Source organism: Streptomyces sp. GL_140 (assembly GCF_057834465.1).
Window position 1 is genome coordinate 7176691 of the sequence record NZ_CM174404.1, and the last position, 26728, is coordinate 7203418.

Below are 26728 nucleotides of genomic sequence, written 5' to 3' on the forward strand. Positions count from 1 at the left end.
TGTGACGGGCAGGATGTTCAGAGGCCGTAGGAGCGGGCGGCCGTGCCACCGAAGACGGACTGCCGTTCTGCCGGAGAGAGTTCGGCGAGCAACTCGTATGCAGTCAAGGCCAGCTGCTGGTAGTCGGTTGCGAGCGTGCACACGGGCCAATCGGAGCCGAACATCAGCCGATCGGGGCCGAACGCATCGAGGGCCGCCTCGACGCACGGCCTGAGGTCGTCGGCGCTCCAGGTGTGCCAGTCGGCCTCGGTGACCAGGCCGGAGAGCTTGGCCACCGTGTTGGGCAGCCCGGCCAGCAGGCGTAGCTCGGTCCGCCAGCGGTCCAGCCCCCGCGAGGCGATGGGAGGCTTGCCCAGGTGGTCGAGGACGAAGGTGACCCCGGGAACGGCTGCCGCCGCCTCGAACGCCACCGGCAGCTGGTCCGGCCGCACGACCAGGTCGTACGCCTGCCCGGCCGCGCCGACGGCGGTCAGGCCGCGGAGGACGTCACTGCGTACCAGCCAGGTGGGGTCGGGTTCGCTCTGCACCTGGTGGCGGATGCCCACGAGGTGTCCGCCACCGGGTAGTTCACATAGGGCGGCCAGTGTGTCGGCGATGTCGGGGGCGGTCAGATCGGTCCAGCCGACGACGCCGGCCACCAGAGGGTCGGCCTCGGCGAGCGCGAGGAGTTCGGGGGTTTCCTCCGGGACGCAGACCGTCTGCACCAGCACGGTGGCGTCGACTCCGGCGGCCGCGGCCTGGGGGTGCAGTTCATCGAGTGTGAAGTTGCGCCGGAGCGATGCGAGTTCGGGTCCGATGAGCCACTCCTGATAGCGGACGGACAGGTCCCAGACATGGTGATGGGCGTCGATGACGCGGTCGGGCCGAACGGGGACGGGGGTGGCTGTCATGGTCGTGTTTCCGGCCGTTCGGCGTGGGTGATGATCAAGATGTCGAGGGTGCGTGGTCCGTGGACTCCCTCGACGCGGTCGAGTTCGATGTCGCTGGTGGCGGACGGGCCCGAGACGAAGGTCAGCGGACGCCGGGGATCGAGCAGCTCGAGGGCCTCCGGGACGCCGCTGACGATCCGGTCGGCACGCACGAGGCACAGGTGGTAGTCGGGGAGCAGCGTCAGCACGCGCCGCCCCTGGCCGGGTCCGGCGTCCAGCACGACGGTGCCCGTCTCCGCGATCGCGACCGCGGAGGTGGTCAGTACCGCGTCCGCGCCGTCCAGGTCGGCATCCGCAAGCGGCTCGTCGTCGAGACGTTTCCAGGGCCCCGGTGACAGCAGTGCCTCGGGGAATCCGGGCGGTACGACGAGGCGGTCGACGTGGCGTCGGCGCAGGCGGTCCGCGACCGCCGACGCGGCCTCGGTCTCGGGCACCACCGTCACGGTTGCCCGGTAGTCGGCGGCCCTCTCGGCGAAGAGCCCGACCGGGTCGTCGCCGTGGTGGTCGCGCCGGTAGGTGCGCGGGACCTCGACATCGTCGGGCGTCTCGGCGGCGGGCACGTCGGCGAGTGCGGCGCGGATACGGGCCAGCATGGCGGTGCGGGCGCTCATCGGCCTTCTCCTGAGCGCTCGTCGGTACGTTTCCACCAGGCACGGAAGGACTCCGCCGCCGGTACGGGGGTGTCCCGGGAGGCACTCCACCCCCGGAGGGGGCCGGGCAGTGGTCCGATGACGCCGTCGCGGGCCAGAAGGCGGCCTCCGAACGAGGCGGCCCGCTGGGCCGCGGCAAGACGCCCGGGCTTGGCCAGTACGGCGCCGGCGGCCTTCATGGCGAGGGACTCGGCACTGGGCGTGAGTCGGCCGAGCCGCTTCGCCTCCACGGCCCGGGCACGCAGGTGGGTCAGCACCTGGGGGATGTCGATCTTCACGGGGCAGGCGTCGTAGCAGGCTCCGCACAGGGTGGAGGCGAAGGGGAGGGTGCTCGCCTGCTCGATGCCGACCAGCTGAGGTGTCAGCACGGCGCCGATCGGACCGGGGTACACGGAGCCGTAGGCGTGCCCGCCGGTGCGCTCGTAGACCGGGCAGACGTTCAGGCAGGCGGAGCAGCGGATGCAGGCGAGGGCCTGCCGGCCGACGGGGTCGGCCAGGGTCGCGGTGCGTCCGTTGTCGAGCAGGACGAGGTGGAAGGCCTGGGGGCCGTCGCCGGGGGTGGTGCCGGTCCAGGTGGAGGTGTAGGGGTTCATTCGCTCGCCGGTGGAGGAACGCGGCAGCAGCTGCAGGAAGACCTCCAGGTCCGACCAGGCGGGCAGGACCTTCTCGATGCCCATCACCGTGATCAGGGTCTCCGGCAGGGTCAGGCACATCCGGCCGTTGCCCTCGGACTCCACGACCCCGACGGTGCCGGTTTCGGCGATCGCGAAGTTCGCTCCGGACACGGCGACCTTGGCCTTGAGGAAGGTCTCGCGCAGGTGCAGCCGGGCCGCCTCGGCGAGCGCGTGCGGCTCGTCGCTCAAGTCCGTGGGTGCGGGTCGGCCCCAGGCGGCCATGGTGCGGACGAAGACGTCCCGGATCTCGGCGCGGCCCAGGTGGATCGCGGGGACCAGGATGTGGGAGGGACGGTCGTCGGCCAGCTGCACGATCAGCTCGGCCAGATCGGTCTCCCGGGCACGAATCCCCGCCCCGGCCAGCGCCTCGTTCAGGCCGATCTCCTGGGTGGCCATGGACTTGACCTTGACGACTTCCCGCTCCCCGGTGGCCGTGACCAGCTCGGTGACGATCCGGTTGGCCTCGGCCGCGTCCGCGGCCCAGTGCACCGTGCCGCCGGCCGCCGTGACGGACTCCTCCAGCCGCACCAGATGGCGGTCCAGGTGGCGCAGCGTACGTCGCTTGAGTGCCGCCCCGGCGTCGCGGAGCTGTTCCCAGTCGTCGAGTTCGCCGGTGGCGGCGAGGCGCTTGTCGCGGATGGTGGCGGTGGCGCGGCGCAGGTTGCCGCGCAGCCGGGGATTCGCGAGCGCCTCGCGCGCGGCGTCGGGGAAGGCGGGGCTGCCCAGCCAGACGACGTTGTCGGGGCTCATGCCGGGCCTTCTTCGGTGGCGGCGAGGATCTCGGCCAGGTGGACGGTGCGCACGCCGGTACGCAACCGGGACAGGCCTCCGCCGATGTGCATGAGGCAGGAGTTGTCGGCCGCGCACAGCACCTCGGTGCCGGTGTCCAGGACGGCGCGGATCTTGTCGGTGAGCATGGCGGTCGAGGTGTCGGCGTTCTTCAGCGCGAAGGTGCCGCCGAAGCCGCAGCAGGACTCGGCCGAGGGAAGTTCGACCAGGTCGATGGCGCGCACGGCGCGCAACAGTTGCAGCGGACGGTCACCCAGGCGCAGGGCGCGCAGGGAGTGGCAGGTGGGGTGGTAGGCGACGCGGTGCGGGTAGTACGCGCCGACGTCGGTGACCCCCAGCCGGTCGACCAGCAGTTCCGTCAGGTCGAGGACCCGAGGGGTGACTTGGCGGACGGCGGCGCGGAGCGCGATGTCGCCGTACTGGTCGGCGATGACCGCGTGGTTGTCGCGGACCATGCCGGCGCACGACGCGGACGGGGTGACGATGGCGTCGAATCCGGCGAAGGAGTCGGCGAAGCCGCGTACGAGCGGCAGCGCCTCGGGCCGGTAGCCGGTGTTGAAGTGCATCTGGCCGCAGCAGGTCTGCGCCGCGGGGAAGTCGACGCGGTGGCCCAGGCGTTCGAGCAGGCGCACGACCGCCTTGCCCGTCCCGGGGAAGAGCGTGTCGTTGAAGCAGGTGATGAACAGGGCGATCCGCATCAGAGTCCTTCCTCGCGGTCGGCGGCGGGCAGCGGCGCGTCCTGGGGGATCAGCTGCAGGGACCGCAAGGCCCGCCAAAGCTCCGGGGGAATCGGGTGGCGCGTCATGGCGGCGGCGTCGGCGACCTCGGCGGCGTTGCGCGCGCCGACGAGCACGCCGGCCACGGCCGGGTGCGCGAGCGGGAACTGCAGGGCCGCCGCCCGCAGAGGGACGCCGTACGCCTCGCACAGAGCCTTCAGGCGCAGCGCCCGTCGCAGAAGGTCCTGCGGGGCGGGGGCGTAGTCGAACGTCGCCCCCGGCGCGGGGTCGGCGAGCAGCCCGGAGTTGAATGCCCCGCCGACGACCACGGACACGTCGCGACGCGCGGCCTCCGGAAGCAGGGAGGCCAGGGCGCCGTGGTCCAGCAGGGTGTACCGGCCGGCGAGCAGGACCACGTCGACATCTGTCTCGCGGACGAACCGCTCCAGCATGCGGGTCTGGTTCATACCGGCGCCGATCGCACCGACCGTCCCTTCCGCGCGCATCCGCTCCAGCTCCGGGTAGGCCGAGTCGAATGCCTGGTCCTCGTGGTCGTCCGGGTCGTGCAGGTAGACGATGTCGACCCGGTCCAGGCCGAGCCGGGTCAGGCTCTCCTCGATGCCGGTGCGTACGCCGCGGGCGCTGAAGTCCCATACCCGCTCATGGGTCGACGGTGTGGCGAAGCCGTTGGGCAGGTCGTCCGCGTACGGGCCCGGGAGGGGCCTGAGCAGCCGGCCGACCTTGGTCGAGAGCGTGTACTGCTCGCGCGGCCTGCGGCGCAGTGCCTTGCCCAGGCGGAGTTCGGACAGGCCCAGCCCGTAGTGCGGGGCGGTGTCGAAGCTGCGGATCCCGTGGGCCCAGGCGGTGTCGACCGCCGCGGCGGCGTCATCGTCGCTGACCGCGTGGAAGAGGTTGCCGAGCGGGGCGGCGCCGAGGGAGAGCTCGGTGACCGGGGTGGCGCTGCGCCCGAGTCGTGTGGTGCGCAAGGGTGTTGCCTCTCGCTGGTACTGCCGGTCAGGGGTGGGCAGGCGGATGGGCTGGCGATGCCCCGGCCCGGCCGGGTGTTCGGGGGTCAGCCTGCTTCGGGGCGCAGGCGGAGGCCGGCCATGCCGCCGTCGACGGCGAGGGCCGTTCCGGTCGTAGATCCCGCGTGCGGGCTCGCGAGGAAGGCGACGGCGGCGGCGACCTCGTCCGCGCCGACCAGCCGGCCGTGGGGCTGGCGGGCGCCCAGCGCGGCGAGCTCGGCGGCGGGGTCGTCGGCGTTCTCGAGCAGCCGGGCGACCCAGGGGGTGTCCACGGTGCCGGGGTTCACGCAGTTGACCCGGATGCCCTCGCGGAGGTGGTCGGCGGCCATGGCCAGCGTCAGGGAGAGGACGGCTCCCTTGCTGGCGGAGTAGAGGGCGCGCTGGGGCAGGCCGGCGGTGGCCGCGATGGAGCAGGTGTTCACGATGGCCGCGTGCCGGGAGGCCCGCAGATGGGGGAGCGCGGCGCGGGTGGTGCGCACGATGCCGAGCACATTGACGTCGAGAACGCGGTGCCACTGCTCGTCGGGGTTGTCTTCGACGGTTCCCGCGGCGCCGATGCCGGCGTTGTTGACGAGGACGTCCAGGCCGCCGAGCTCGCGGGTCGCGGCTCCGACGGCGGTCCGTACGGAGGTGTCGTCGGCCACGTCGGCCGCGAAGCCGATCAACGGTCCGTCGAGGCCGTCAGGGGCCAGGTCGAGCACGGCGACCTGCGCGCCGCGCTCGGACAGCAGCCGGGCGGTGGCGAGACCGATACCGGAGGCGCCGCCGGTCACGATGGCCCGCAGGCCGTGGAGATCCGTCATGCCTGGGCCTCCTGGGCCCAGAAGCTGCCCTGGGGGTAGGTATAGGCGCCGATGGAGGCCTCGTGCATCTGCGCGGAGAAACCGGGGGCCAACGGTGCGCGGTAGCGGCCCCCGGAGACAGTGGCGGGGTCGATGAAGTGCTCGTGCAGGTGGTCGGCGAATTCGACCGTGCGGTTCTCGGTGGTGGAGGAGAGCGCGACGAAGTCGAACATGGAGAGATGCTGCACCAGTTCGCACAGTCCGACGCCGCCGGCGTGCGGGCAGACCGGGACGCCGAACTTGGCGGCGAGCAGGAGGATCGCCAGGTTCTCGTTGACACCGCCGACACGGGTGGAGTCGAGCTGGAGGATGTCGATGGCACCGGCCTGCAGGAGTTGCTTGAAGACGACCCGGTTCTGCACGTGCTCACCGGTGGCGACCTTGGTCGGCGCGACGCCGCTACGGATCTCGGCGTGACCGAGGATGTCGTCCGGGCTGGTCGGTTCCTCGATCCAGTACGGGTCGAACTCGGCCAGCGCGGACGTCCATTCGACGGCCTCGGCCACGTCCCAGCGCTGGTTGGCGTCGATCGCCATCCGTATGTCCGGTCCGATCACGGCGCGGGCGGTTCGGCAGCGGCGGATGTCGTCGGCGAGGTCGGCGCCGACCTTCAGCTTGATCTGGGTGAAGCCGTCCGCGACGGCCTTCTTCGCCAGCCGGGTGAGCTTCTCATCGGAGTAGCCCAGCCAGCCCGGTTGGGTGGTGTAGGCGGGATAGCCGCGGTCCAGCAGCTCCTTGGTGCGCTCTTCGCGGCCGGGGCGGGCGTCGCGCAGCAGGCCAAGGGCTTCGGCCGGGGTGAGTGCGTCGGTCAGGTAGCGGAAGTCGACCTGGGCGACCAGCCACTCGGGTTCGGCCTCCGCGAGGAGGCGCCACAGCGGCAGACCGGCGCGCTTGGCGGCGAGGTCCCACACCGCGTTGACCACCGCGCCGATGGCCATGTGCATCACGCCCTTCTCCGGTCCCAGCCAGCGGAGTTGGCTGTCACCGACGAGATCGCGGCTGAGCGATCCCGGGTCCGCGCACAGTTCGTCGAGCGAGCGGCCGACGACATGGCCGCGCAGTGCGGTGATCGCGGCGACCTGGACGTCGTTGCCGCGTCCGATGGTGAAGGTGAAGCCGTGGCCTTCCAGGCCGTCAGGGCTGTCCGTGCGGAGCACGACGTAGGCGGCGGAGTAGTCGGGGTCGGGGTTCATCGCGTCCGACCCGTCGAGTTCGCGCGAGGTGGGGAACCGGATGTCGTAGGTGTCAAGGGCGGTGACACGAGCCGTGGTTACGGGCATGGGGGTCTCTCTCAGGCTTGTGCGAAGGTCTGGCGCTGGCTGCCGAGCCCGGCGATGGCGAGCTCGACGGTGTCGCCGGCGCGCAGGTAGGGGGTGTCGGGCAGGCCCAGGGCCACTCCGGCGGGCGTCCCGGTGTTGATCACGTCTCCGGGCTCCAGGACCATGTACTGGCTCAGGTACCGGACGATGTGCGCGACGCCGAAGATCATGTTCTTGGTGCTTCCGTCCTGGCGAGGTACGCCGTTGACGGACGCGCTCAACCGGAGGTCCTGCGGGTCGCCGACTTCGTCGGGGGTGACCAGCCAGGGGCCGAGGGGGTTGAAGGTCTCGCAGGACTTGCCGAGGTCCCACTGGCCGGAGTACTCCAGCTGGAACTCCCGCTCGGACACGTCGTGGCTGATCGCATAGCCCGCGACGCAGTCCAGGGCCTCCTCGGCGGAGTCGAGGTAGTGGGCGCGGCGGCCGATGACCACCGCGAGCTCCACCTCCCAGTCCGTCTTGACCGAGCCGCGCGGGATCAGCACGTCGTCGTAGGGCCCGACCACGGTGGCGGAGTCCTTGAGGAAGACCACCGGCCGGGCGGGGATCGCGGCGCCCGTCTCCTCCGCGTGGTCGCGGTAGTTGAGCCCGACGCACACGACCTTGCCCGGGCGAGCCACGGGGGCTCCGATCCGCAGCGCGGAGGCGTCGAGCTCCGTGAGTCCGCCGCCTGCGAGCGCCTCGCGGACCCGCTCCACGCCGCCGGAGGCGAGGAAGCGGCCGTCGATGTCCCGGGCGACGGAAGAAAGGTCGAGCAGCTTGCCGTCGTCCGCGAGGAGTGCCGGCGTCTCTTGCCCGGCGGGTCCGACCCGCAGGAGTTTCATGGTGGAAGGGCCTTCCGGAGCTTGGTCGAAGGGGCCGCCGCCCGGCTCCGGAGGAGAGCCTGAGCGGCAGCCGGTTTCGTTGGGGCGTCGGGTCCCCGGGGACCGTCCCGGGGACCCGGTGGTCAGGGCCGCGTCCTCATGCGGGTGTGGGTCAGTTGATCGACCACTGCTGCAGCGGCGAGTTGGTGTCCGGCTGCTGCGTCACGGCGGCGCCCTTGGACGTCGAGGCGGTGGTGAGCAGCAGTCCACTGCGGACCGAGGTGACGGTGTAGGAGCCGTTGGCCAGCAGCTTTACGTTCCAGCGCTGGTTGGGGGACCCGCTGCACGGCCACTGGACCACCGTGGCACCGGCGGCGGTGGAGCCGCCGCTGACGTCGGCGCACATGCCCGACCTACCGTTGACCAGCTCGTACGAGCCGTCGGACTGCAGGAGGAACTCCCACTGCTGATTGCTGCTGCCGGTCGCGGTCCAGGTGATCAGCCGGTTGCCGGCGGAGGTGCTGCCGTTGGCGCTGTCGAGCGCCTTTCCACCGGTGGTCAGCGTGTGGCTGCCGGTGAAGAGCGGGTTGACGGTCCAGGTGAAGGCGGCCTGGGCGCTCGCCGTGCCGGAGGAGGCGGTGAGGGTGACGCTGGAGGACCCGGTGGTGGTCGGCGTGCCGGAGATCAGGCCCGAGGAACTGATCGACAGCCCGGCGGGCAGGCCGGTCGCCGAGAAGGTGAGCGGCTTGCCCAGGTTGTCGGTGGCGGTCAGTTGCAGCGACACCGCTGTACCGGCCGTCCCGGACTGGTTGCCGGGTGCGTTGAGTACGACCGACTCGGGGGCGGTACCGGTCTGGGTGAAGGTGAGGGTCTGCTCAGTGGAAGTGCGTCCGCCGCCGACCGTGCTCCCGCTGGTGTCCGTCCAGGCGCGGCCGGGAGTGGTCTCGGCGAGACGCCCGGAGGTGGCGGACATGCCGATCACCAGACCGCTGTAGCGGTTGACCAGCCGGAACGTGCCCGAGGCGGAGGTACTGGGGACGATGAACCACTGCTGTCCGACGGCTCCGGGTCCGCTGGCGGCGGAGGCGACCGTCGGGCGTGTACCCCAGGCGCGGTTGGCGGTGGCGGTGGAGTCGACGCCCAGCAGATTCCCGGTGGAGGCGTTGGCGATCCGGTAGGAGCCGTCGCCGTTGGCGAGGAAGGTCCACGACTCCAGGGCGGAGCCGGTGGCGGACGCCAGCGAGGTGGTCGCCGGGCTTCCGGAGACCTGGGCCAGGACCCGGCCGTTTCCGCTGCCGATCCGGTAGGCCTTCGAGAGATCGACCGGTGGAGCCGCCGGGGTGCTGGAATCAACGGTGATGTCGGCGTACTCGCCGCTTGAGGTCGCGCACGCGATCGAGCAGTACGACCGGAAGGTCTTCCCGATGATCGTGGAGTCGGTGCGGTTCACGCCGTCCACGAACCAGCGGTACCAGGAGCCCGAGGTGTAGCTGCCCGAGTCGCCGATCAGGGTCCACTTCTGCGTGGAGAGGTCGTTGGTGACGTAGAAGCGCTGAGGGGCGGTGCCGGAGACGACCTCCGGCTCACCTATGTACAGGCCCAGGTGTGCGTCGTAGGCGATGTTCATGATGAACAGGTCCGACTTGGCGGGCAGCTTGCCGGCCGCGACCTGCTGGTCGACGGTGCCCGTGTTCGACGGAGAGTAGTCGCTCCCGACCGGCGTATAGCCGCTGGGGTTCGAGGAGGTGGCCGGCACCATGTTGCTCTCCCGGCCGCCCACACCGGGCTGTGACCAGGCGCCGTCGTACCACTTCTGCCATGACCCGGCCGCCATCTTGGAGGAGATCGGGGCACGCGCGACGTGGGCCAAGCCGCCGTTGCTGCCGCCCACTCCGCCCTTCGGGACGATTCGGGAGCCGTAATAGACGTAGAAGTAGCCCGACGCGGTGTCGACGAACAGGCGCGGGTCACCGTCGCCGTAGTCGTACGTCTGGTTCGGGAACGCCGTGGTGTCGCCCCGCGTGGTGCTGTACGGCGAGGTGAGGGCGTGGTCCTTGATGGTCCAGGTCTTGCCCTGGTCGGTGGAGACCGCGTAGTCGATCGAGTCGTAGTGCAGCCCGTCGCCGAAGGGCTGGGGGGTGAACTCGTTGTGCACCAGGCCGTACCAGTTTCCGGTGTCCGGGTCGACCCACACCCCGACCAGGTCGCAGTAGTTCTTCTGCGAGTAGCCCGATGTGCCGCCCGCGGCCGTCGCCTGCAGGCCGGTCGGGCTGTTGTTGCACCGCCAGGTCGTGTCGTTGTTCTTGTCGGCGGTGTTGGCGGGGTTCACCGCGTCGCTGATCGCATTCGACCGCGTGGCGGTGTCGAAGTTGGTGCCGGAGTAGAACTCCCAGTAGCGCGGGTCGTTCTTGCCGTACAGGGCGGCCGACTGCTGGAAGTAGAACGTGCCGTCCTTGTCGATGTAGGAAGCGGCCGGGGTGTCGGTCGGGTACGCGTACGAATGCGTCGACCCGACGGCGATCGTGTACGTGGTGTCGGACTGGGCTGCCGACGCCGGCTCGGTCACCAGCGCGGTGCTGCCGGCCGCGGCAAGCACCGTGGCGACAACCGCGCTGACGAGCCTTCTTCGAGGAGCTGACACAGGTACTCCTTCTGTAGGGCGGGGAGCGCCGACCGGCGCACCCTTTGGTGGATTGGTGCCGCACTCGGCACCAGCGGGGCCGGGGCCGGTGCCCCGAGCCCTTGTGTGACCCGCATGAGCCCCGGCTCTCCCACCACCGGAGAGGGCCGGCTCTCAGCCTTCCGACATGCGGAAGTCGTAGGACGGCGGCACCGGTTGCCCCGGATGGACCGCGAGCCAGAGCGTGTCGAGCGAGACCTCGCCCTCGCGCATGTTGTCGACGCGGATCCCCTCGGCCAGCAGGCGTCGGACCCGGTCGTCGTCACCGGAGGCGTGCGCGGCCTTCGCCTCGGCCAGTCGGATGCGGCCGTGCTCGCGGGTGGCCTTGGGCAGTGCCTCGATGGCGGTGAGGGCTTCCTCCGGGCGGTCGGCCCGCAGCAGGGCGTCGAGCACCTCGACGGTCAGTTCCCGCAGGTCCGGGCGGAGTCGGTGTGCCTCGGCCATGAGGTCCGCCGCCTCCTGCGGCGAGGTGGTCAGGAAGGCCAGCGCGCGCAGCGCCCACGGTGACGCCTGCTCACCGAGTGAGCGCTTCCACGCCTCACGCGCGGCGTCATGCTCACCGTCGGCCAGGCGCATCAGGCCCAGGTGGTAGAGGGCGTGCCAGTCCTGGGCGTTCTCCTCCAGCAGCTCGCGCCAGCGTGGTCCCGTAACCGGGGCGGCGGGCGGATCGCTGACCGGGAGCGTGCCCGTCGTCAGCAATTGCTGCCAGGGCTCCTGCTCGGTGCCGGGCGCCGCGAAGGGCAGCAGCGGCGACGAGGGAAGCGATCCGCTCTCGATCTCCAGGGCGGCCCAGCCGGAGCCCTCCGCCAGCACCTCCTCGGGCTCGCCGAACCCGACGGCCAGGGCTTGGGAGTGGTCCAGCTCTTCGGGTGTGACCAGCTGTGCGAGGGCGCCGGCAGCGGCCGACCGCGCCTCGTCCCAGCTCCCGTGCACGGCCTGCGGATCGGCCTGGAGCATTCCGTACGCCTCGGTCCAGGACCAGGTCGCGCCGGCGGGCATCGGGAGGTGCTCCAGCTGGGTCCGGGCCAGTCCGGCCTGGATCTCCAGGTAGGCGGCGTCGGGACCGGACAGCCATTCCTGCCAGTGCTTCCCACCGGCCGCCGTTCCCCAGCAGAACAGCTTGCGGCCGCGCAGCAGGTCGGTGGACGTCTGCACGAGGCCCGCGCCGGTCCGGTCCAGCGCCGCGATCCAGCGGCGCTCGGCTGCCGGTACGTCGAGAAAGTAGTCGGCGGCGCGGGCTACCCGGCCCGGATAGCTGCGGTCGGCGCCGTCGAGGTACGGGAACTCCACCCGTTTCAGTTCGCTGACGTAGTCGCAGTGGAAGGCGTGTTCGGCCGGGCCGACGACCCGGACGTCCTTGTTCTCCGGCACGGCGATGTTCGACCACCAGTAGACCGGGGTCTCCTCCGGCGAGGGGTTGTGGATCGAGACGTGCACGTACAGAACGGGCGAGCTCGCGGGCAGCCAGACGTCCATCCGCAGGACGAGACGGCGCAGACGCTCGAAGGCGAACATCCGCAGCACTGGGGTGCCGTCAGGGGCGGTGACCCGGACGGCGTGCAGCGGTTCGCAGGTCAGGGGCCAGTGCCCGGTCGTGCCGAGGTTCCACTCCACGCCTCCGGCCAGCCATGCGTCGCGCAGCGCGAGGTTGGCCGGTTGCAGGATCCGGTTGCGGTGCAACAGCTCCCGGCCCGTCGGCCGGTGGGTCAGCGACCACAGCCGTCCGCCGAGTCCGGGCAGGAACGTGGCGGTGAGCGTGTCGTTCTCCAGGACCAGAGCCGGCAGCTCGCGTGCGGTGCGGGCGCGGTCGTAGCCGTCCTGGCGGGTGTAGGGGAGCAGTGAGTGCGGGGCTCCGTAGGTCAGGTTGCGGCGCATCTCGGCGTCGATCCCGACGCCTTCGGCGGTGTAGGAGGAGACGCCGTGCAGGATCGGCAGTGTGCCGGCCGGATCGGCGGCCCCCTCGATCCGCAGGACGTCCTTGCGCAGTGTCGAGGTCATTTCCCGATTCCCACGGTCATGCCCTGGATGATCCGCGTCCCCATCCAGGAGAACAGCGCCACCATCGGGGCGAGGATGATGCAGACTCCGGCGAACATCGTTCCGTAGTCCATGCCTTTGAACTGCTGGGCGGCGACGAACGAGGCCAGCGCCACGGGCAGGGTGGTCTTGCCCTGGCTGTGCGTCAGGACGATGGCGAAGAGGGTCTCGTTCCAGGCGCTGATGAACTGCAGCAGGAACGCGGTGATGAGCCCGCCACGGGCGACCGGCAGCACCACCTGGACGAAGGTGCGCACCGGTCCGGCGCCGTCCAGCACCGCGGCCTCCTCCAGTACGGCCGGGATCCCGGAGAAGAAGCCCGTCAGGACGAACACGGTGAACGGCATGGCCAGGCCGACGTAGACCACGGTCAGTCCGAGCAGACTGTCCGTCAGTTCCACTTGTGCCAGGCCGAAGAACAGCGGCACCACCAGCACCTGGCCGGGTACGCCGAGGCCCATCGCGAAGGTCATGGTCAGTGCCGAGGAGACGCGCGAGCGTCGACGGGCCAGCGCATAGGCGCACGGCGCGGCGAGGGCGACGGCGAAGACCGACGAGCCCACCGCGACGACGACGCTGTTGAGAGCCGCCTGCGCGAATCCGCCCTCGTTCAGGGCCGCGACGTAGTTCCCGATTTCCGGAGGCGCCGGAAGCCCGAAGGCGCGCTGGAGGATGTCCGAGCTGCCGCGCAACGACGTCAGGAAGATCCAGAGGATCAGCAGGAGGTTCGCGGCCACCACGCACCAGACGAGTGCCCTGCCGATCCGTGTCACCGGCCCGGCCGACCCGGTTTTGCTTCGCACGTGTGTGACCTTTCTCAGTACTCGAGGGGCTCGCGGCGCATCAGCCGGCGCAGGATCAGCGTCACCACGGTGACCATCAGCAGGCTGGTGACCGCGGCGGCCGTGGCGACCCCCAGCCTCGGCGTGGTGGCCTGGGGGAACGCCTGTACGTACACGTAGAGGGCGGTGTTCCAGCTGCTCGCCGGCGGATAGGAGCTGCTGCTCCCGCCGAACAGCAGGATCAGCTCGAAGACCTTCACGGAGCTGACCGTCCAGAGGACCGCGCAGACCGAGATGACGTCCCAGGCCAGCGGCAGGGTGACGTGGCGGAACCGCTGGAAGGCATTGGCCCCGTCGAGCTCCGCCGCCTCGTAGAGGTAAGCGGGGATCTGGTCGACGGAGGCCATGATGATCGACGTGTAGTAGCCGGTCGCCGTCCACACCAGCGTCCCGAGGACCATCGGGAGGAGGTTGTCCGTCGACAGCCACTTCGGTGGAGCGGTGACCCCGAGGAATTGCAGCGCCTTGTTGACCGGCCCGGTCGGCGAGAAGAGGAAACCGGCGGCGATGCCGAAGACCATCCCGTTGACCAGGCAGGGGAAGAAGAGCGCGGACCTTGCGAACAGCCGGGCCCGCATCTCCCGCAGGACGAGGGTCAGCGCGAAGCTGATCGCGAAGGTGACCGACCCGCCGACGAACATCAGCTCCAGGGTGTTGACCAGCGACGTCCGGAAGAACGGATCCTGGAACAGCAGCTCGTAGTTGCGCAGGCCGCGCCACTGCATCGGCCCCATGCCGTCCCACTTGAAGAGGCTGGTCCACATCGCGTACCCGACCGGAGCGAGGAAGAGCACGGCGTACACGATGAGCGCGGGGGCGGTGAACGGCCAGAACAGCCGCCGCTGCTGACGCTCGTGCGGGCCTGGGCCGCGACGGGTGGCGCCGGGGACGGGCCCCCGGACGGGGCTCGTCCGGGGACTCTCCTGGATCGTGGTGGACAAGGCTCAGCCCTGGGTCTTCCAGTACGAGACCTGGTCGGCCTTGCACTTCGCGACGAACGCGGCGGCGGTGGTCTTGCCGTGCCACAGGTCCAGGTAGTTCTCGTTCAGGACCTTCGGCAACCACTCGCCGGCGACACCGTCGAAGGCCAGTCGGACGGTCGGGCTGCTCAGCGCCTTCTGCGCGTCGGCCAGCTCGGCGGGGGCCGGGATGTCCTCGCGCGGGGTGATGTTCCCTGCGGTGGTTGCGATCCCGGACATGTGCTTCTTCTGCATGAAGAAGGCGATGAACTTCTGCGCCGAGTCCGCCTGCTTGGCCCGCTTCGGGACGGAGAAGCCGAACAGCGCGGCGTCCGGGCTCTTCGCCCCGGGCGGCAGCATCGACGCGAACTTCCAGGTCGGCGGGATCTGCTTGGCGACCTCGGAGGTGACCCAGCTGCCGTTCATGTAGAACGCGGCCTTGCCGCCCGCCCAGTTGGTCTCCTGCGCCGGGTACTTCGTCGCGTCGTAACCGGGGGTGATGTAGCCGCCCTTGACCAGCTGCTCCACCTGCTGGGCCGCCGCCAGCACGGCCGGGGCGTCCCATGCGGCACCCGACTTGTCCGCGGCGAGCTTGCTCACGTCGACGCCGCCCGCGCTGAGCAGGTAGTCGAGGTACAGACCGTTGGTCCAGGGGTCCTCGCCCTCGGAGGCGATGCACGGCTTGGCCTTGGCCTTCAGCGCGTCGCAGACCTTGAGCAGGCCCGCCCAGTCGGCGGGGGCGCTCGGCATGGCTGCGGCGAGGTCCGGGTCGGCCGCGTTGTAGTACAGGCCCGTGGAGGCGACCTCGTAGGGGATGACGTAGTGGTTCGAGCCCGACGGGTCCTTCGGCAGCATGTCGAAGTACTTGGCCGGGACGACCTTGGAGACCGGCACGTTCTCGCCCGGGACCTGCATGTCGAGCACGGGGGAGAGGTCCAGGGCCTGGCCGGCCGAGGCCGTGGCGCCGAAGATCGCGTCGTTGGCCTGGTCCCACAGGTCCGGCGCCTGGTTCGCGGCGATCGCCGGGCCGATCTTCTTCGAGACGTCGCGCCCGGCCCAGTCGACGGTGACCTTGATACCGGTGGAGGCGGTGAAGTCGTCGATCGCGGCCTTGAGGACCTTGGCCTGCGGTTCGTCGGCGCGCCACATCGACCAGTAGGTGAAGCTTCCCGACGCCTTCGAATCGCCGTCCGAGCCGCTGCCGCACGCGGTCATGCCGAAGACGAGGGCGACCGCCGTGGCGGCTCCCACGATGCGGGCGGCGGACATGGTGGGTCTACCCATGGAAGTTCCTCTCGATGGCGCGAGACCGCGCAGACGTGTCATCAGCGAAGGTCCGTACGACGGACCCCGCTGGCATGGTTGGGACGGTACGGGTCTCTTGACCGGTAAAACAAGACGGTGGCGCAAACATTTCTTCAGGAAAGTTGGATAACAGGTGCCGTCTATGAGCGGGACTTGATGGAAACGGGGGTTCTACAGGGAGTGACTGATCCTTGACGGGGCTCCGCGCCGGGGTTAGTTTTCAAGGGTTCTGGTTGACCGGTAAAACGCAAGGGATCCCCCATGGTGACGATGCAGGACGTGGCCGAACGCGCCGGCGTCACGAAGCAGACCGTCTCCAACGTCGTCAGCGGCCGGGTGGCCGTACGCCCGGCGACCGCGGCCCGGGTACGCGCCGCTATCGAGGAACTGGGCTACACGCCCAACTTGGTCGCGCGCTCCCTGGCCACCGGCGCCACCAAGACGGTGGGCCTCTTCGTTCCGACCGTGTCGGGATCCTTCTACTCCGAGATCGTCGAGGAGGCCGAGGACGTCCTGGAGGAGCACGGCTACCACCTGCTGCTGTGCACCACCCGCCTCGACGGCGAGCGTGCCCGGCGGCATCTGGCCAGTCTGACCAGCCGCTCGGTGGACGCGCTGCTGATCGCGGGGGACCGCGACCTGATCGACCACCTGCCGCTGCTGGCCGATGCCCGCTTCCCGGTGGTGCTCTGCGCATGGGAGACCGAGGTTCCGGACGCGCTCCCCGTAGTGACCATCGACTACGAGGGTGCCGGCTACCTCGCCGGGCGCCACCTGTACGAACTCGGCCACGAGCGCGTCGCCGTGCTGGCCAGTCCCGCCCATGCCGCCCGCGTGGCGGGATTCCGGCGAGCGTTCGCCGCACACGGTCTGACCGTCCCCGACGGTGCCGTCCACATGGCATCGGAGCCGACGTTCGCGGGCGGTTTCGCGGCGGCGAACATGGCGCTCACGGCCGACGCCCGTCCGACCGCGATCTTCGCCACCCATGACATCCTCGCCCTCGGCGCCCTGGAGGCTGCCCGGGAGGCCGGCCTCTCCGTCCCCCAGGACCTGTCGGTCGTCGGCCACGACGACAACCCGGAAGTCAAGCTCGCGCGACCGGCACTCACCACCGTGGCCATCCCCAAGCGGGAGATGGCCCGGCAGGCGATGGAGCTGCTGCTGCGCGCCGTCACCAAGTCGGGCACCCAGACCAACTCGCTGCAACTGCTGCGGCCCCAGCTGGTCGTACGGGACAGCACCGGTCCGGTCGGCGGTACGCCGACCGTCGACCGCGACGTCTGATCCGCCGCGCACCCGCGGGCGCTCGCACTCTCAATTCCTCGAAAGGAAACCTCAGTTGTCGATGGACCGCGCCCTGACGCCGGACCGCCTGTGGTACCGCCGGCCGGCCTCCTCCTTCCTCGAGGCCCTGCCCTTGGGCAACGGGCGCCTCGGCGCTATGTTCCACGGCGGCGCGGGCCGGGACGGTGCAGGGGAGACCGTCGATCTCAATGCCGACACGTTGTGGTCCGGCGGCCCCGGCCCGCATGACCGGGCCGGATCGGCCGAGCACCTGCCGTCCCTGCGCGCCGCGGTCCTCGACGACCGTGACTACGCCCGCGCGGAGAAGATTGCCGCCGCACACATGCAAGGCCCGTACTCGCAGGCGTACCAGCCCCTCGCCACGCTCCACCTGGCTTTCGGAGGCAGCAGGCCGGAGGACTACGTACGCTCGCTGGACCTGGACACGTCCGTCCATCGCGTCTCCTACCGGATCGGCGAGGCAGACATCCTGCGCGAGTCCTTCGTCTCGGCTCCCGCCGGAGTGCTCGTCACCCGGATCTCCTCGTCGCAGCCCGGGCGGATCGACCTCACCGCACGCTTCGGCACACCGCACCCCGGCGCCACGCACGACGGCGGCGACCGGGACGACTCCCTGCTCGTCTCGGGACGGGCGCCCGCGCACGTCGCCTTCGGCGAGGAGGACGCCGCGCGCTACGCCCCCGATGAGGGCATGGGCTTCGCGGCGGGGCTCCGCGTGGTGACGAGCGGCGGACGGGTTGAGCGGGCACAGGACGCGGTGACGGTCACCGGTGCGGACGAGGTGATCCTCCTGGTCGCCGCCGAGACCGGATACCGCGGGCACACCGAACGCCCCGCCGGCCCCGACGACGGACCGCTCGACGAGGTCGGGAAGCTCCTGGCAGTGGCCGCCACCCAGCCGTACGAGCGGCTGCTCGACGACCATGTCACCGACCACCAGCGCCTGTTCCGCACCGCGACGCTCCGCCTCGGCCGCGACCTGTCGACCGCCGACCTCCCCACCGACGAACGGCTGGCCGCGGTCCGCGCCGGCGGCGATGACCCCGGGCTGACGGCCCTTCTGTTCGCCTACGGCCGCTACCTGTTGATCGCCTCGTCGCGCCCGGGCACCCAACCCGCGAACCTGCAGGGCATCTGGAACACGGAGGTCGCCCCGCCCTGGAACTCCAACTGGACCACCAACATCAACCTGCAGATGAACTACTGGCCAGCCGAGACCACCGGTCTCGCCGCCTGCCACGAGCCCCTCTTCGACCTGACCGCGGACCTCGCGGAGACGGATGCGCACACGGCCGCCACCTACTACGGAACCGGCGGATGGGCCGTCCACCACAACGTCGACGTGTGGCGCTCGGCCAACCCGGTCTCCGGCTCCCCGGTCTGGGCCAACTGGCCGATGGCCGGAGTCTGGCTCTGCGCACATCTCTGGGACCGCTACCTTTTCGACGGCGACCTCGCCTTCCTGGCCGCACGGGCCTACCCGCTGATGCGCGGAGCCGCCCTGTTCCTGCTGGACTTCCTCACCGAGGACCAGGACGGCCACCTGGTAACTTGCCCCTCGACCTCCCCGGAGCACCACTTCCGGCTGCCGGACGGCACCCTCGCCGCCGTATCCGCAGCGACCACCATGGACCACTGGCTGGCCGCCGAACTGCTCGCGAACACTTCCGAGGCGGCCCGCCGGCTCGGAGTCGACCACGATCTCGCCGAAGCCCTCGAAGCGGCCCGCTCCCGGCTGCGTCCCCCGCGGACCGACGAGGCGGGACGGCTGCTGGAATGGTGGGAGGACCTCCCCGAGGAGGACCCCGGCCACCGGCACCTGTCCCACCTCTACGGGCTGTACCCCGGCAACGCGATCGACCCGCTCTCCGACCCGGCCCTCACCGAGGCGGCACGGCTGGCCCTGGCCCGCCGCCTTGAACACGGCGGCGGATCAACCGGCTGGAGTCGCGCCTGGGTCGCCGCCCTCGCGGCACGCCTGGGCGACGCCGACCTGGCCCACCACAGCGTCCGCGGGACGCTGGCCGACTTCACCGCCCCCAACCTGTTCGGCCTGCACCCGCCGGACCTGTTCCAGATCGACGGGAACTTCGGCACCACCGCGGCGATCGCCGAAATGCTGCTGCAGAGCCACAACGGCATCCTGCGCCTCCTGCCCGCCCTGCCTCAGGCCTGGCCCACCGGCCACGTCAAGGGCCTTCGCGCCCGCGGCGGTGTCACAGTCGACCTCCGCTGGGACGAGGGCCACCTCACCGAGGCAACCGTGCACGCCACCCATGCCCAGCCCCTCAGCGTCCTGCTGCCACCAGGCACCCCCGACCTCACGGTGACCGACCACAACGGCCGAGCCCTCGCCACCGAGTCGATACGAACGCCCACCGCCCTGCGCCTCGCCTTCACGATGGACCCGGGCGAGACCTATCGGCTGTCCACGACTCCCTGAGAACCCGCAGCTGCCCCGCTCCTCCCCAGCAGACACATCGTGATGTGGGTGGTGGCCTCGCACGCCACAATGCCGAGGCAGAGGGCAATGCCGACGGTTCGCTGACCGTCGACGATCCGGAATGAGTTGAGGCAGGCCTACACGGGAAGTACCCAGAGTGTTCGGCGAATTATCAGCACTCGCGGCTCGTGGCGGGTGGAGCGGAGGGGGCGCGGTGTTCTGGTTACGCGACGGGAGGCTGCGGGAGGCCCTCTCCGGGCGCTCGGTGTTTCCCAGGTATGACCGGCTGGGTTCAGCTTTGCCAGGACCAATGCTGACTTTGGTGGCAGCTCGTCAGCTCTGGTGGCGTCCTGCTTACTGGGTCGCAGGGGCGATTGGAGCCTGACGCTGCTCGGTACAACGCGTTGTACCGAGCAGTGGGTCGCGCTGTGCCGCAGAGCTCAGGCAGCGTCGCTTGTCGCGCTGGCCACGGTATCGATGCCCTGTTGCGATGCGATGCGATGCGAGTGCCGTGCGGCCACTTCAGCGAGTGCGCTCGGTTTGCCTGGGGTGAGGACAGGCTCTTCAGGCGTCTGCATCGTGGACGAGGCGCCCCTCGATGTAGGTCCGGCGTACCCGGGTCGCGCTGATCTCTTGGACGGGTTGTGCGAAGGGGTTGGTGTCAAGGACGACGAGGTCTGCGTACTTGCCTGGCTCGATCGTGCCGGTGACGTCGTCGAGGTGGTTCGCCCAGGCGCTGCCGGCGGTGTAGGCGGTGAGGGCCTGGGCGAGGGTCAGTGCCTGCTCCGGGTGGAACGGTTCAAGCGGTACGTGGTCGGTCGGCGCGTTGGGGGCGTCGCGGGGCACGGTGCGGTTGACGGCGACGTGGATGCCCCACAGGGGGTTGGGACTGGTGACCGGCCAGTCGCTCCCCGCGACCAGTCGGGTTCCGACGCGGTGCAGATCGCCGAACGGGTACAGCAGTGCGGAGCGTTCGGGTCCGAGGTAGGGGATCGTGAGGTCGTCCAGAGCGGGTTCGTGCGCGGCCCACAGCGCCTGGATGTTGGCGGCCACGCCCAGGTTCGCGAAGCGGCTGACGTCGTCGGGGTGGACGATCTGCAGGTGCGCCATGTGGTGGCGATTGTCGTTGGTGCCGTTGGCCTCGCGGGCGGCGGCCAGCGCGTCGAGGACTTCGCGGACGGCGCGGTCGCCGAGCGAGTGGAAGTGGATCTGGAAGCCGGACCCGTCGAGTGCGCGCACTGCCTCGGTCAGCGCCTTGGGATCGATCATGCTGAGCCCGGTGTTCGCGGTGGGGCAGCCACAGTGGTCGAGGTAGGGCTCCAGTAGGCCGGCGGTGAAATTCTCGGCGATGCCGTCCTGCATGATCTTCACGGTGGTGGCGTTGAAGCGGCCCACCTGTCCGGTGTGGCGGCGCTCCTCCAAGCCGGGGATCTGTTCGAGGCCGCGCTCACGGTCCCACCACAGGGCGCCGACGACCCTCGCCTGCAGTGAACCCTCCCGGGCCGCGCGCACGTAGATGTCGAAGTTGTCGGGGTTGCCTGGGAAGGCTCCGATCATGGCGTCCTGCCAGCTGGTCACGCCGAGGGAGAGCAGGTGATGCTGGGCCGCGAGCAGTCCGTTGTATGCCTCGTCGGTCGTGGCGGCCGGGGCATGGTCGCCGACCAGGTTCATCGCGCCCTCCACGAGGGTGCCGGACGGGCTGCCGTCGGGTTCGCGGTCGATGCGGCCATCGGCAGGCTCGGGGGTGTCGCGGTCGATGCCCGCGATGCGCAGCGCCAGGGAGTTGACCCATGAGCTGTGGCAGTCGCTTGCGGTCAGCAGTACAGGTCGGTCCGGCACCAGCGCGTCGAGCATGGCGCGGGTCGGCCTTCCGTTGGGGAAGACGTCCATGGACCAGCCGCCGCCGATGATCCAGTCCGCGTGGGGGTGGGTCTTGGCGTAGTCGGCGATGGTTGCCAGGCAGCCGTCCACGGAGCGCTGTGCGGACAGGTCGCAGCGCAGCATCTGGGTGCCGGCGAAGACCGCGTGGATGTGGGCGTCGTGGAAGCCGGGTACGAGCAGGCCGTCAGCGAGGTCGACGATCTCGGTGTCCGGCCCCACTAGGGCTCGCGCGGACGCCTCGTCGGACACCTGGAGAATGCGGCCGTCCCGGACCGCGACCGCGGCATCGATCGGGGCCTCGGAGGTACTGGTGAAGACCTGTCCCCCCAGGAAGACGGTGTCAGCGAACGAACTGGTGCTCGGCATCGGACGTTCCTTCAACGTAGCGGTGTGAACGGCAGGGTGGGCTGCCGAGGCGGATGAAGCGCTGGCGACTCACGGTCCTCGGCGCTCTGCTCGAGGGGGATTTTCAGGGTGGTGAGGTCACTTCAGGGCTGCGGCCTGGTCGTGGAACCCGCGCCCCGCTTTGGTGCCGAGGAACCCCGCGTCCACCATGCGCAGCAGGAGGGGTGGCGCGGAGTAGAGCGGCTCCTTGAACTCCTGGTACATGGAGTCGGCGATGGCCTTGAGAGTGTCCAGGCCGATCAGGTCGGCCAGGCGCAGTGGGCCCATGGGGTGGGCGCAGCCCAGGACCATGGCGGTGTCGATGTCGTCGGCGGAGGCGAAGCCCGACTCCAGTATCCGGATCGCGGCGAGCAGGTAGGGGACCAGCAGTGCGTTGACGACGAAGCCGGCCCGGTCCTGCGAGGCCACCACCTGCTTGCCGAGAGTCCGGGTGACGAAGTCCACCGTGCGCGTGTGGGTGTCGGCGCTGGTGAGCAGGGACGGGACCAGTTCCACCAGTTTGAGTACCGGCACCGGGTTGAAGAAGTGGATGCCGATGACCTGCTTGGGCCGTTGGGTGGCCATGGCGAGTTTCATGATGGGAATGGAGGAGGTGTTGGAGGCGAGGATCGCGTCCGGCCGGGTGAGGATCCTGTCCAGCGCGGTGAACACCTCGGTCTTCATCTGTTCGTCCTCGCCCACCGCCTCGATCACCGCGTCGTGTTCGGCAAGGTCGGCCAGGTCCGTGGTGAAGCGCAGCCGAGCGAGGGTGTCGTCGCGGTCCTGCTCCGAGAGCTTGCCCTTGCGGACAGCACGGTCCAGGGAGGCGGTGATCCTGTGGCGGCCCGAATCGACGGCCTGCGGCCCGACCTCCCGGATGAGTACGTCGAGTCCCGCTCGGGCGCAGACCTCGGCGATACCGCTCCCCATGAGTCCTGCCCCGACAATACCGACACGGCGTACGTCCACAGGTGCGCTCCCGTACAGCGGAGCAGCCGAATGGACGCTGGTACTGGACGGGGTCATGGAACATGTCTCCAGATACGGCTCGGGGTCGGTCGGTGCCTGCTCCGGACGCCCCCTGTGGCGCGCCCGGAGCCGGGGCTCGGCGGTGGCGGCGGTTCAGCGGTAGGCGGGGTGGCCGGTGAGGGCATGGCCGATGGCGAGGGTATGGATCTCGCTGGTGCCCTCGTAGGTGAGGACCGATTCGAGGTTGTTGGCGTGGCGCAGTGGTGAGTATTCGAGGGAGATGCCGTTGGCGCCGAGCACGGTGCGGCACTCGCGGGCGATGGCCAGGGCCTCGCGGACGTTGTTGAGTTTGCCGACGCTGACCTGCTCGGGGCGGATCCGGCCCTGGTCCTTGAGCCGGCCCAGGTGCAGGGCGAGCAGGGCGGCGTTGCCCAGGGACAGGGTCATGTCGACGAGCTTCTTCTGGGTGAGCTGGAAGCCGCTGATCGGCTTGCCGAACTGGACCCGTGTGCCGGCGTAGTCGATGGCGGTCTGCAGGGAGTCGCGGGCGGCGCCGACCGCGCCGAAGAGGATCCCGAAGCGGGCTTCGTTGAGGCAGGACAGCGGGCCGCTCAGGCCCTTGGCCTCGGGGAGGCGGGCGGAGTCGGGCAGGCGCACCTGGTCGAAGTGCAGCTCGGAGGTGATCGAGGCGCGCAGGGACATCTTGTGCTTGATGTCCTGGGTCGTGAAGCCAGGAGTGCCACGCGGTACGAGGAAGCCGCGCACGCCCTCTTCGGTCTGGGCCCAGACCGTGGCCACGTCGGCTATACCACCGTTGGTGATCCACATCTTCGAGCCGTTCAGGATCCAGTCGCCGCCGTCGCGGACGGCCTTGGTGCGCATGCCGGCCGGGTCGCTGCCGAAGTCCGGTTCGGTCAGTCCGAAGCAGCCGATCGCCTCGCCGGCGGCGAGTCGGGGCAGCCACTCCTGCTTCTGTGCCTCCGATCCCCACTTCCAGATCGAGTACATGGAAAGTGAGCCCTGGACGGACACGAAGCTGCGGAAACCGGAGTCGGCCGCTTCGAGTTCGAGGCAGGCCAGGCCATAGCCGACGGCACTGACCCCGGCACAGCCGTAGCCCTCCAGATGCATGCCCAGTACGCCGAGCTTGCCGAGTTCGGGGGCGAGTTCACGCGCGAAATGGGCGTTCTCGAACCACTCGCCGATGTGAGGGCGCACCCGGTCCGCGAGGAACTTGGCGACGGTGGCCTGGATCTCGCGCTCCTCGTCGGTGACGACGGAGGAGATGTCCAGCAGGTCGAGGGGGTCCTTGATCGGCTTGGCGCCGTTCATCGTGTGCTCCGGTGAGGTTTTGTCGGTGTCGGGCGGTGTCGGGCGGTGTCGGTCGGGGTCGGTCGGGACGGGCAGGGGCGGGTCAGGGCTCGTGGTTCACGAGTCCAGCCATTCCTGGATCTCCCGGGTGTGTTCGCCCAGTCGGGGCGGGCGCCGCTCATAGCGGGGCGGGGTGCGGGAGAGCCCGATGGGGTTGGCTACGAGGTCCATCGGCGGCCCGCCGTCGGTGATCGTCGCGCGCGGGGCGAGCCCCAGGCCCTCAGCGAGCTCGAAGGCTTCGGCGAGGTCGTTCACCGGCCCACAGGGCACGCTCAGCGGCGTGAGGATGTCGAACCAGTCGCCGGCGGTGCGGAGTTCGAGCCGTCGGGCGAGCTGCTCGGCGAGTTCGTCGACGTGTGCGACCCGGTCGGTGTTGGTGGTGAACCGGGAGTCGGCGGCGAGCCCCGGGGCTTCCAGACCTTCACACAGGGCGGCGAACTGCCGGTCGGTACCGACGGCGACCACGATCGGCCGGTCCGCGGTGGAGAACACCTCGTACGGTGCGATGGAGGGGTGCCGGTTGCCGAGGATGCCCGGCACCACACCGGCCAGGGTGTAGCCCCCCGCCTGGTTGACCAGGCTGGACAGCAGGCAGGACAGCAGGTTGACCTCGACGTGCTGTCCCTCACCGGTCGCGTCGCGGTGACGCAGCGCGGCCAGGACGCCGATCGCGGCGTGCAGGCCGGTGAGCACGTCCACCAGGGCCACGCCCGTCTTGACCGGTGTGCCGGGTTCGGGTCCGGTCACGCTCATCAGCCCGCCCACCGCCTGTACCAGCAGGTCGTACCCGGGAAGCGCGGCGCCCTTGCCGGGGCCGAAGCCGGTCACCGAGCAGTAGACGATGCCGGGATTGAGCGCGCGTGCCTGCTCGTAGGAGAGCGTGTGCCTGGCCATGGTGCCCGGCCGGAAGTTCTCGAACACCACGTCCGCACGGCGGACCAGCTCCACCGCTCGTCGGCGGCTCGTCTCCTCGCGCAGGTCGGCGGCGAAGGAGCGCTTGTTGCGGTTGACGGACAGGAAGTAGGTGGCCTCGCCCTGGGCCCGGGGCGGGCCCCAGGCGCGGGTATCGTCCCCCACGCCGGGCTGCTCGACCTTGACCACGTCCGCGCCCAGGTCGGCGAGGAGCATCGTGGCGTACGGGGCGGCCAGGACGCGGCCGAAGTCGGCGACCAGGACGCCGGACAGCGGCAGCCGGACGGCGTCGTTCACTGGGTGACCACCCGGGAGCTGCGGAGGTAGACGGTCTTGGTGGTGGTGAAGAACTCGCGGGCAGCGCGGCCCTGCTCCTTCGGGCCGTACCCGCTCTGCTTCGAGCCGCCGAATGGGACGTGCGGATCGGCGCCGGCGGTCTCCGAGTTGATGTGCAGGACGCCGACGTCCAGCTGCTCCATGGCGGCGGTCACGGCGCGCAGGTCGTCGGTGAAGACGGCGGCGGACAGTCCGAAGGAGCTGTCGTTGACCAGGTCCAGTGCCTCGCGGTCGTCGCGGGCCCGGCGGACGGCCAGGACGGGGCCGAACAGCTCCTCGCGCCACAGCGGGTCGTCCCCGGTGAGCTCGACCACGGCGGGTGGCATGAAGGCCCCCTTGCTGCGGTCGTCGTCGTAGGGCAGGCCCCCGGTGAGGACGTCGACTCCGGGGCGGGTGGTGGCGGCGTCGACGGCGTGCTGGATCTCGTCCCGGGCCTGGAGCGAGATCACCGGCCCCATCTGCACACCCTCGCGGAGGGGGTCGCCCACCCGCAAGGCTGCGACCCGCTGGACGAGCAGGTCCAAGAACGCGTCGGCGATCGGTTCGGCCACGATGAGCCGGGAGGTGGCGGTGCACTTCTGGCCGGTCGAGGCGAAGGCGCCGGCCAGCACCTCCCTCGCGGCCAGTTCCAGGTCGGCTCCGGCGAGGACCGCCGCCGCGTTCTTGCCGCCCATCTCGGTCTGGACGGGCCGCGCGATGCCACCGCAGGCGGCGATCAGCCTGCGCCCCACCGAGGTCGAACCGGTGAAGGTGACCGCGTCGACTCCCGGGTGCTCCACCAGCCGCCCGCCGAGACCACCGTCCCCGATGAGCAGCGAGAGCACGCCCTCCGGCAGTTCGGCCTCGACCAGTGCCTCGGCCAGGCGGACGGCCAGCAGCGGCACGGCACTTGCGGGCTTCCACACAACAGTGTTGCCGTAGCTGAGAGCCGGTGCGATCTTCCAAGCCGGGATCGCGATGGGGAAGTTGAACGGCGTCACCACGGCCACCACCCCGACCGGCCGGTGGGTCACCTGGATCTGCTCGCCGGGCCGCGGGGAGGCGAAGACCTCACCGACGGGACGGGAGGCCTCGCTCGCGTAGTAGCGGAAGATCTCCGCGGCTCGCCGCACCTCGCCGACGGCCTCGGCCCGGATCTTGCCCTCCTCCCAGGCCAGTTCCTCTCCCCACTGCTCTGCCCGGACCTCGATGAAGTCGGCGGCGCGGGACAGGATCCGGCCACGGGAATGGTGCGGGGTCGCCGCCCAGCGGGGGAAGGCTTCCCGTGCCGCCGTGACGGCCTGGTCCAGGTCGTGGTTGCCGGCCAGCCTTCCGGTCGCCACCGTCTCCTGGGGACGTGCCGGATTGACGTCGACGAGCTCGGCGCCCTCACCGCGGCGCCACTGGCCGGCCACCAGGTGACGCAGTTCCCGTGCCGGCCGGATGCCGCTCGCGGCCGTGGTGCTGCCTGGGTAGTGCTGCATCGGGCTTCCTTTCGGCATGTTCCGCGAGGGGACACGTCGGGTGGGGGAGGCCGACATTGTGGTCACGCCGCACGGGCCCGCGCAGTGGACG

20 protein-coding genes are annotated in these 26728 nt (G+C 70.4%); 2 read left to right on the forward strand and 18 right to left on the reverse strand.

The genetic code is table 11. The annotated features are described in order from the left end of the window. Positions 1-17: 17 nt before the first annotated feature. The 13 genes from AC3IYJ_RS33390 to AC3IYJ_RS33450 all read right to left on the reverse strand — a co-directional run bounded on the left by AC3IYJ_RS33390 (position 18) and on the right by AC3IYJ_RS33450 (position 15549). The gene (locus AC3IYJ_RS33390) at positions 18-890 is read right to left on the reverse strand and encodes an amidohydrolase family protein (RefSeq protein WP_489398226.1); all 873 of its coding nucleotides are present in this window, start codon (positions 888-890) and stop codon (positions 18-20) included. After that, positions 887-1540 (reverse strand): LutC/YkgG family protein, encoded by a 654-nt coding sequence (locus tag AC3IYJ_RS33395; RefSeq protein ID WP_489398227.1) that lies wholly within the window; start codon positions 1538-1540, stop codon positions 887-889. Before AC3IYJ_RS33395 ends, AC3IYJ_RS33390 begins: the two co-directional genes overlap by 4 nt. Further along, the gene (locus tag AC3IYJ_RS33400) at positions 1537-3003 is read right to left on the reverse strand and encodes a lactate utilization protein B (protein ID WP_489398228.1); all 1467 of its coding nucleotides are present in this window, start codon (positions 3001-3003) and stop codon (positions 1537-1539) included. The genes AC3IYJ_RS33395 and AC3IYJ_RS33400 overlap by 4 nt, the downstream gene beginning before the upstream one ends. Then, positions 3000-3740, reverse strand: a complete 741-nt coding sequence (locus tag AC3IYJ_RS33405; protein ID WP_489398229.1) for a (Fe-S)-binding protein — start codon at positions 3738-3740, stop codon at positions 3000-3002. The genes AC3IYJ_RS33400 and AC3IYJ_RS33405 overlap by 4 nt, the downstream gene beginning before the upstream one ends. Then, the gene (locus tag AC3IYJ_RS33410) at positions 3740-4744 is read right to left on the reverse strand and encodes an aldo/keto reductase (protein WP_489398230.1); all 1005 of its coding nucleotides are present in this window, start codon (positions 4742-4744) and stop codon (positions 3740-3742) included. The genes AC3IYJ_RS33405 and AC3IYJ_RS33410 overlap by 1 nt, the downstream gene beginning before the upstream one ends. An 86-nt stretch (positions 4745-4830) precedes the next feature. After that, on the reverse strand, positions 4831-5586 hold the full coding sequence (locus AC3IYJ_RS33415; protein ID WP_489398231.1) for an SDR family NAD(P)-dependent oxidoreductase: 756 nt from the start codon (positions 5584-5586) through the stop codon (positions 4831-4833). Further along, positions 5583-6905 carry an L-fuconate dehydratase gene (locus AC3IYJ_RS33420; RefSeq protein ID WP_489398232.1) on the reverse strand — a complete coding sequence of 441 codons (1323 nt, stop codon included), beginning with the start codon at positions 6903-6905 and terminating at the stop codon, positions 5583-5585. Before AC3IYJ_RS33420 ends, AC3IYJ_RS33415 begins: the two co-directional genes overlap by 4 nt. A gap of 11 nt (positions 6906-6916) precedes the next feature. Beyond that, positions 6917-7768 carry a fumarylacetoacetate hydrolase family protein gene (locus AC3IYJ_RS33425; protein ID WP_489398233.1) on the reverse strand — a complete coding sequence of 284 codons (852 nt, stop codon included), beginning with the start codon at positions 7766-7768 and terminating at the stop codon, positions 6917-6919. A 151-nt stretch (positions 7769-7919) separates the two neighbouring features. Beyond that, positions 7920-10388, reverse strand: a complete 2469-nt coding sequence (locus AC3IYJ_RS33430) for an RICIN domain-containing protein (RefSeq protein WP_489398234.1) — start codon at positions 10386-10388, stop codon at positions 7920-7922. Between the two features lie 153 nt (positions 10389-10541). Then, the gene (locus AC3IYJ_RS33435; protein ID WP_489398235.1) at positions 10542-12425 is read right to left on the reverse strand and encodes a DUF5107 domain-containing protein; all 1884 of its coding nucleotides are present in this window, start codon (positions 12423-12425) and stop codon (positions 10542-10544) included. Next, positions 12422-13267: a carbohydrate ABC transporter permease gene (locus AC3IYJ_RS33440; RefSeq protein ID WP_489398236.1), complete on the reverse strand. Its 846-nt coding sequence runs from the start codon at positions 13265-13267 to the stop codon at positions 12422-12424. Before AC3IYJ_RS33440 ends, AC3IYJ_RS33435 begins: the two co-directional genes overlap by 4 nt. A 14-nt stretch (positions 13268-13281) precedes the next feature. Next, the gene (locus AC3IYJ_RS33445; RefSeq protein WP_489398237.1) at positions 13282-14247 is read right to left on the reverse strand and encodes a carbohydrate ABC transporter permease; all 966 of its coding nucleotides are present in this window, start codon (positions 14245-14247) and stop codon (positions 13282-13284) included. A gap of 3 nt (positions 14248-14250) precedes the next feature. Then, on the reverse strand, positions 14251-15549 hold the full coding sequence (locus tag AC3IYJ_RS33450; protein ID WP_489398238.1) for an ABC transporter substrate-binding protein: 1299 nt from the start codon (positions 15547-15549) through the stop codon (positions 14251-14253). Between the two features lie 282 nt (positions 15550-15831). Here AC3IYJ_RS33450 and AC3IYJ_RS33455 point away from each other — a divergent pair, with 282 nt between their 5' ends. Together AC3IYJ_RS33455 and AC3IYJ_RS33460 are read left to right on the forward strand one after the other, a co-directional pair. Continuing rightward, on the forward strand, positions 15832-16857 hold the full coding sequence (locus tag AC3IYJ_RS33455) for a LacI family DNA-binding transcriptional regulator (protein WP_489398239.1): 1026 nt from the start codon (positions 15832-15834) through the stop codon (positions 16855-16857). Positions 16858-16918: 61 nt separating this feature from the next. Beyond that, positions 16919-19321 (forward strand): glycoside hydrolase family 95 protein, encoded by a 2403-nt coding sequence (locus AC3IYJ_RS33460; protein WP_489403015.1) that lies wholly within the window; start codon positions 16919-16921, stop codon positions 19319-19321. Between the two features lie 564 nt (positions 19322-19885). Here AC3IYJ_RS33460 and AC3IYJ_RS33465 read toward each other — a convergent pair. The 5 genes from AC3IYJ_RS33465 to AC3IYJ_RS33485 all read right to left on the reverse strand — a co-directional run bounded on the left by AC3IYJ_RS33465 (position 19886) and on the right by AC3IYJ_RS33485 (position 26637). After that, a complete protein-coding gene (locus AC3IYJ_RS33465) occupies positions 19886-21568 on the reverse strand; it encodes an amidohydrolase (protein WP_489398240.1) in 1683 nt (560 codons plus the stop codon). A 117-nt stretch (positions 21569-21685) separates the two neighbouring features. Then, positions 21686-22612, reverse strand: coding sequence for a 3-hydroxybutyryl-CoA dehydrogenase (locus AC3IYJ_RS33470; RefSeq protein WP_489398241.1), 927 nt, complete (start codon positions 22610-22612; stop codon positions 21686-21688). Positions 22613-22708: 96 nt separating this feature from the next. Then, on the reverse strand, positions 22709-23887 hold the full coding sequence (locus AC3IYJ_RS33475) for an acyl-CoA dehydrogenase family protein (RefSeq protein ID WP_489398242.1): 1179 nt from the start codon (positions 23885-23887) through the stop codon (positions 22709-22711). A 96-nt stretch (positions 23888-23983) separates the two neighbouring features. Further along, complete coding sequence (locus tag AC3IYJ_RS33480) at positions 23984-25135, reverse strand: CaiB/BaiF CoA transferase family protein (protein ID WP_489398243.1); 1152 nt, start codon at positions 25133-25135, stop codon at positions 23984-23986. After that, a complete protein-coding gene (locus AC3IYJ_RS33485) occupies positions 25132-26637 on the reverse strand; it encodes an aldehyde dehydrogenase family protein (protein ID WP_489398244.1) in 1506 nt (501 codons plus the stop codon). The genes AC3IYJ_RS33480 and AC3IYJ_RS33485 overlap by 4 nt, the downstream gene beginning before the upstream one ends. Positions 26638-26728: the final 91 nt, after the last annotated feature.